Source organism: Pseudomonas sp. GW823-FHT04A03 (assembly GCF_058796615.1).
On the sequence record NZ_JBXAIV010000006.1, the window covers coordinates 315,653 to 323,539 of the forward strand.

Annotated in this window: 2 protein-coding genes; one reads left to right on the top strand and one right to left on the bottom strand. The window is 63.5% G+C overall.

Going from position 1 to position 7,887, the window contains the following annotated elements:
- Window positions 1-4 precede the first annotated feature (4 nt).
- Window positions 5-799, bottom strand: a complete 795-nt coding sequence (locus AC1Q9F_RS18050; RefSeq protein WP_179695468.1) for a helix-turn-helix transcriptional regulator — start codon at window positions 797-799, stop codon at window positions 5-7.
- A gap of 492 nt (window positions 800-1,291) precedes the next feature.
- Between AC1Q9F_RS18050 and AC1Q9F_RS18055 the strand changes: the two genes are divergently transcribed.
- Entirely contained in the window at window positions 1,292-7,702 is a 6,411-nt protein-coding gene (locus tag AC1Q9F_RS18055) for an amino acid adenylation domain-containing protein (protein WP_492620533.1), read from the top strand.
- The last annotated feature ends 185 nt before the right edge of the window (window positions 7,703-7,887 follow it).

Here is a 7,887-nt window from a genome sequence, read left to right on the forward strand (position 1 = left end):
CGGATCAGGCCCCGGCCATCCATTTCGCCAGACCGTGTCGCCCGCTGACCCCAAGCTTGGCGGCCGCGCGCTTGAGGTAGGTCTCGATCGAGCTGTTCTTGACCCGCAGCTTTTCTGCCATTTGCGGCACGGTGCCGCCAGTCAGCAGACCCAGGCAGACTTCTTTCTCGCGCACCGACAGGGTGATGTCGCCCAACGCCAGGCGTTCGTCGAACACCTGTTGCAACGGCGTCTGGGGTTGATCGGCTTGTGGCGCGCGGGGTTGGCGGGCGATGGCTTGTCGACTGATGTGCGCGTGGCGCTCGATCAAGGGCAGCAGGGTGTCGGACAGGCGCTTGAGGAACGACAGTTCCGGCAGGGAAAACACCCGATGCGTGTGGGGACGGTAGAACGAAATGACGCAACGGCGGTTGGACGTGCGGGACACCAGATTGCATTGGTGGACGCTGTGGTGCGGGTGTCGATGCTGGAGCGAGGCTTTCAATTGAATCAGTAACGAGTCGTTCATCTCGATCATCTGTTGCAGCAGCGGGTGGTCGTCCGGGTGCTGCAACGGATCCGGGGGCGGGAAAGTGTCCGGCAAACCGGCACTGCCCAAGGCCTTGATCTCGACCACGCTGGATTCGCGTTCGTCCAGGGTCCACTCACTGAGATGGACGCGATTGACCGGCACGAGGTTGTCGACCAACTGGAACATGTTCGTGGCAAAACGCTCGTTGCCGGTGCTGGCGATCAGTTCACCCAGTTGCCAGTAGAAGTGCGGATTTTCCATGTTGCGAAGACTGCCGGTCAGATTCATATCCTTGTCATCCTTGATTTAGAGCCATTGCCGAATCGTCTGCCGTGCATGCACCCGTGAAACGCCCACCCAGTCTTTTCTCCTTGAAATCGATCTGGAGCGGGATTTAAGCCTATGCATTTGTCCTACGTCTGTAGGGGAAAACAGGGACACAAAGTGCCACCATTTCCGAAAAAATGGCGTCACGTTTCTGTCAGATCAATGTGCAAGCTCTCGTAGTCCATGACTGTACGGTCTAGTGCGAACCCCGAAATCCGGGGCTTGAGCCGCCGCGTCCCACAATTGCGAGGCGCTAGTCGGTAGCAGCGAGTGGCGATTGTCCTACAGGATTTTCAGCCATTTCTTTCCGAACTTTTAGGGGGATCGCTGACTTATCCGGCCCTGTTGGCTCGCAGGACGGTACGAAGTGGACAGGGTTGTCCGGGTTTCACGTGTCACGCGGGTTTCAGGGCCGATGCTTGAATACGCGCCAAATCACGTGAGATGGATCTTATGAACCAATTTGCTGCCGACGCGGCGGACGGTCTGTCCGCGATTTCCGAGGCTTTCCCGCTGACTGCCGCCCAGCGCGACATCTGGCTCGATCAACTGCGTCAGGGGAACTCGCCGATGTACAACATCGGTGGTTATGTCGAACTGACCGGGCCGCTGGATCCGGCGCTGATGCAGGCAGCGCTTGAAGGGCTCGTGGCCCGGCATGACGCCATGCGCACCAGCCTGCTGCCGGGGGCCGGCGAGCATGGGCTGCCGTTGCAGCGTTTCGTGCAATCGATGCCGGTGCCGATGCCGGTGCACGACTTTCGCAACCATCCCGACCCTTATTCCGCCGCGCGCCAACTGACTCAGGAATGCATCGAGCAGCGGTTCACACTCGCCGGCGGGCCGTTGTTCCGGTTTCGTCTGCTCAGGCTCGATGACGACTGCCATTGGCTGTCACTCCAGGCCCATCACCTGATCGTCGATGGCTGGGGTTTCGGCGAGATGCTCAAATCCCTCGACGAGATCTACAACGCGCTGGCGCTCGGGCAGCAGCCACCCGATTCGGCGCCGTCCTATGTCGATTTCATCCGTGACGATGCGCAGTATTTTCAGTCCGCCCGTTATGCCCGTGACCGGGCGTACTGGCTGGACAAATACCAGCACCGTCCCGAGCCGCTGTTGTTGCCGCGCTATCAGGAACGCTTTGCCGGCGCTGCGGCACCGACGCGGATTTTCTCGCAGGTGTTTCCCGCACGCCTGCATGAACGCATGAAGCAGGTGGCCCGGGAGTACGGCGCGTCGGCGTTTCATGTGTTGCTGGCCGCGATTCATGTGTACTTCAGCCGCAGCGCCCAGCGTGACGAATGGGTAGTGGGTGTGCCGCTGCTCAACCGTTCCGGTGCCCGGTTCAAATCAACCCTGGGGTTGTTCACCCAGGTCAGCGCGGTGCGCATGGGGTTCGTTCGTGAGTTGTCGTTCAAGGCGCTGGTCAAGGCGATTGGCGATGAGCTGAAACAGGATTTCCGCCATCAGCGTTTCCCCCTCAGCGAGATGAACCGCGCACTCGGTCTGCTGCGCGAGGATCGCTCGCAGCTGTTCGAAGTGACTGTGTCCTATGAGCGCGACGCGCATGAGTACCGCTACGGCGATGCGCAGGGGCGGGTGGTCAAAGTGTCGAACCACGAAGAGGGCACGCCGCTGTCCGTGCACCTGCTGAGCAGCCGCGGCGACGACGAGGACAGTCTGTACATGGTGTACAACGAGGCCTACTTTGACGCCGATGAAATCGCGGCGCTGAGCGGGCGCTTGCTGTGGGTGCTGGAGCAGGGGCTTGAAGAACCCGCGCTGACGGTGGGCGATTTCAGTCTGAGTCTGCCGGCCGAAACGGCGCTGTTGCAGCAGTGGAATGACACGCGCGTTGAATCCCCCAAAGACCTGAGCATCCACCAGCGCATCGAAGCGCAAGCGGCGGCGCGACCGGATGCGGTGGCAGCAGAGTTCCAGGGCTTGCGGCTGACCTATGCCGAGCTGAACCGACAGGCCAACGCCATGGCCCATCATTTGATCGGGCTCGGCGTGCGACCCGATGACCGCGTGGCACTCGTCGCCCGCCGAGGGCTGGACACACTGGTCGCGCTGCTGGCGATCCTCAAGTCCGGCGCCGGTTATGTGCCGGTCGATCCGGCTCACCCTGCGGAACGGTTGAGCTATTTGTTGAGCGACAGCGCTCCGGTCGTGGTCCTGACCCAGCGCGCTCTTCGCGAGCGCTTGCCGGTGCTGGACGTGCCGCTGATCGAAATCGATTCGCGCGGCTGGCCGATCAACGATCTCAACCCCGACACCTCGGGACTGACCACCGCGCACCTGGCCTACGTGATCTACACCTCCGGCTCCACCGGCCAGCCCAAAGGCGTGATGGTCGAACATCACACGCTATCGAATCTGGTCGACTGGCATTGCACGGCCTTCGATCTGTGTGTCGGTCGCCACACTTCAAGCCTCGCCGGCTTCGGCTTCGACGCCATGGCCTGGGAAGTCTGGCCCGCGTTGTGTGCCGGCGCGACCCTGCACCTGGCGCCATCCCGTGACGGCGGCGAAGACATCGACGCGCTGCTCGACTGGTGGCGTGCGCAACCGCTGGACGTGAGTTTCCTGCCGACCCCGATTGCCGAGTACGCCTTCAGCCGCCACCTCGAACACCCGACCCTGCGCACACTGCTGATCGGCGGTGATCGCCTGCGCCAATTCAATCGCGAGCAGACGTTCGCGGTGATCAACAACTACGGCCCGACCGAAGCGACGGTAGTCGCCACCTCGGGCCGAATCGAACCGGGCCGGACGCTGCACATCGGCAAACCCGTGAGCAATGCCACGGCCTATCTGCTGGATGACCGACAGCGTCAGGTGCCGATTGGCGTGTCCGGTGAGCTATATGTCGGTGGCGCCGGCGTGGCGCGGGGTTACTTCAATCGCCCTGAGCTGACCGCCGAACGTTTCCTCGACGATCCATTCAGCCGCCAGCCCAACGCGCGGATGTACCGCACCGGCGACCTCGCACGCTGGCGCCCGGATGGCACCCTTGAGTACCTGGGTCGCAACGACGATCAGGTGAAAATCCGTGGCGTGCGCATCGAGCCCGGCGAAATCGAAGCCGCGTTGAGTAGCCATGAATTCGTGCGCGATGCGGTGGTGCAGGTGCGCGACGGGCAATTGCTGGCCTGGTTCACCGAACGCCAGCCGCTGGATATCACGCAGCTGCATGCTCACCTCAAGACCCGACTGCCCAGCGCGATGCTGCCATCGGCCTATGTGCGTTTGACGGCGTTGCCGCTGACGGCCAACGGCAAACTGGATCGCCAGGCGTTGCCGGCGCCGGGGCCGGAGGCGTTGATCCGCCGCGAGTATGAAGCCCCGCAAGGCGACGTCGAAATCCTCCTGGCACAGATCTGGGCCGAGGTACTGCAGGTCGAAAAGGTCGGGCGTCACGATCACTTCTTCGAACTCGGTGGGCACTCGTTGCTGGCGGTCAACCTGATCGAACGCATGCGTCAGCTAGGGATGAGCAGCGATGTGCGCGTGCTGTTCGGCCAGCCGACATTGGCGGCACTGGCCGCGTCGGTGGGCACTGGCCGCGAGGTCGAAGTGCCGGCCAACCGCATTCCGCAAGGTTGCACGCAGATCACTCCGGACCTGTTGCCGTTGGTAGAACTGGATCAGGCCACCCTCGACCGGATCATCGCCACGGTGCCGGGCGGGGCGGCCAACGTGCAGGACATTTATCCGCTGGCGCCGTTGCAGGAAGGCATCCTTTATCACCACATCACCGCCGCGCAGGGCGATCCGTACCTGCTGCAATCACAGCTGGCGTTCGACAGCGTCGAGCGGGTCGAGGCCTATGCGGCGGCGCTGCGTCAGGTCATGGCGCGCCACGACATCCTGCGCACTGCGGTGGTCTGGGAAGGTTTGACCACTCCGGTTCAGGTGGTCTGGCGCGAAGCCGAACTGCCGGTGCAGGAAATCACCCTCGATCCGGCCGAGGGCGATGTCCTCGCGCAACTGCACGCGCGCTTCGATGCTCGTCGCTATCACATCGACGTCAGTCAGGCGCCGCTGATCCGGCTGATGTATGCGCGCGATCCGGCTCACGGGCGGATCGTGGCGATTCTGTTGTTCCATCACCTGGCGCTGGATCACATCGCGCTGGAAGTCCTGCGCCATGAAATGCGCGCCAACCTGCTGGGGCTCGATGAACCGCTGCCGCCAGCGGTGCCGTATCGCAACTACGTAGCCCAGACCCGGCTCGGTGTCAGCGAGCAGGAACATGAAGCGTTCTTCCGCGAGATGCTCGCCGACATCGACGAGCCGACCTTGCCATTCGGTTTGCAGGACGTGCAGGGCGACGGGCGCGGTATCGACGAAGCCGTGCGCACGCTTGCGCCTGAACTGGACCGGCGCTTGCGCCTTCAGGCGCGGCAGGCGGGCGTCAGCGTGGCCAGCCTGATTCACCTGGCCTGGGCGCAGGTGCTGGCGGCGACGTCGGGGCAGGAACGCGTGGTGTTCGGCAGCGTTTTTATGGGCCGGATGCAGGGCGGCGAGGGCGCGGACCGGGCGCTCGGAGTGTTCATTAACACCTTGCCATTGCGGGTGGACATGGACCGTGGCGTGCGCGATGCGGTGCTGCTCACCCACGCCAGACTGACCGACTTGCTCGGGCACGAACATGTGTCACTGGCGCTGGCCCAGCGTTGCAGCGGTGTCGCGTCGCCGGCGCCGCTGTTCAGTGCGTTGCTCAACTATCGGCACACCGACCTTGAGGCCCAGGAATCGTCGTCGGACCAAGCCTGGCAAGGCATCCAGACCCTGGAGAACGAAGAGCGCACCAACTACCCGATGACCCTGAGCGTCGATGATCTGGGCAGCGCCTTGCAGATCACCACGCGGACCCTGATGAGCATCGGTGCGCATCGCATCGGTGACTACGTGCAAACCGCGTTGCAGGCACTGGTCGATGCCCTTGAGCAAACCCCGCAACAGCCGCTGAATTGCTTGCCGATCCTGCCGGCGGCGGAGCTTGAGCAACTGCTGGTCGAATTCAATGCCAGCGAAGTCGATTGCCCGCTCGATCAGCCGCTTCAGGTGTTGTTCGAACAGCAAGCGCAGCGCAGACCCGACGCCATCGCTTTGCAGGCCGGGGATCAACAACTGACCTATCGCCAACTGAACGAGCAGGCCAACCGCTTGGCGCATCATCTACGCGAGCACGGTGTGCAGCCCGATTCGCGGGTGGCGATCTGCGTCGAGCGCAGCCTGGATCTGGTGGTCGGCCTGCTCGGTATTCTCAAGGCCGGCGGCGCGTACGTGCCGCTGGATCCCGACTATCCGCTGGATCGCCTGCATTACATGTTGCAGGACAGCGCCCCGGTGGCGGTGCTGGTGCACGAGGCCACCCGCAATTTGTTGGGCGAGCCGGGTGTGCCGGTCATCGACTTCGACCGTTGCATCTGGCAGGGCGCTTCCGCCGACAACCTGAAAATACCGGGTCTGAGCGCTGCGAACCTGGCTTACATGATCTACACCTCGGGCTCCACCGGCACGCCGAAGGGCGTGATGATCGAGCATCGAAGCGCCTGCAACATGGTCCACTGGGGCTCGCAGATCAGCCCGCCGACGGAGCACGGCGCGCTGTTGCAGAAGGCGCCGTTCAGCTTCGATAGTTCGGTGTGGGAGATTTTCTGGCCGCTGTGTTCCGGCCTGCGGCTGGTGCTGGCGCGTCCCGACGGCAACCGCGATTCGGCCTATGTGACCCGGGTGATTCGCGAACGGCAGATCACCGTGGTCAAGTTCGTGCCGGCGCTGCTGCAACAGTTCATCGAACAGGACGATGTCAGCCAGTGCACCAGCTTGACCGACGTGCTCAACGGTGGCGGTGAACTGACCGCCGCACTGGCCCGGCGCGTGCGCGAGCGCCTGCCGTGGGTGCGTCTGCACAACGTCTACGGCCCGACCGAAACCACGGTCGACAGCACCGGCTGGACACTGGAACCGGATCAACCGGTGCCGGAAACCGTGGTGCCGATCGGCAAGGCCCTGAGCAACACCCGGCTCTATGTGCTGGACGCCCACGATCAACCGGTGCCATTCGGTGTCAGCGGACATTTGCACATCGGCGGGGTCGGGGTCGCACGGGGTTATCTGGGGTTGTCGGACATGCAGGCCGAGCGCTTCATCGACAGCCCGTTCGTGGTCGGTGATCGCCTGTACCGCACTGGCGATCTGGTGCGCTACCGCGCGGACGGCAACCTCGAATTCCTCGGCCGCAACGACTTCCAGATCAAGCTGCGGGGCCTGCGTCTGGAACCGGGCGAAATCGAAGCGCGGTTGATCGAGCATCCGGCCGTGCGTGAAGCGGTGGTGCTGGTCCGGGACGAGCGACTGGTGGCGTATTTCACCGTGCGCGAAGGCTTCGACGCGCCTCCCATCGAAACCTTGCGTGCCCATGTGCTTGAGCGTTTGCCGGAGTACATGGCGCCGGGCGCTTACGTGAAACTCGACGCATTGCCCCTGACCCCCAACGACAAGGTCGATCGCAAGGCCTTGCCGGCACCGGGGGCAGAGGCGGTGCTCAGTCGCCGCTACGAGGCGCCCGAGGGCGAAGTCGAAATCCGGCTGGCGCAGATCTGGGCCGAAGTGCTGCAACTGGAGCAGGTCGGGCGCAACGACCACTTCTTTGAGCTCGGCGGGCATTCGTTGCTGGCGGTCAGTCTGGTGGCGCGCATGCGTCAGGCCGGGCTGCACGTCGATGCGCGGACGCTGTTCAGCCAGCCGACCCTGGCCGCGCTGGCGGCTCAGACTTCGGACCAGGCCAAACAGGTAGAAGTCCCGCAAACCACCATACCGACGCTCAACCGCAAACGTCGGCTCTGAGGCGACATCGGCGTTGATTCGCGGTTCCCGTGAATCAACGCCATGACTGGTCGGTCACGGGGCTTGTCCCCGCTTCCCATGTCAGACACCCAAGCCCCGATGTTTTAGCTTTTCCAGGCTGCGCGCGGCCGCACGGACTCGCCGCTGCGCGCTCCTTTTTCCCGAATTTACAGCAGGTTACCCCC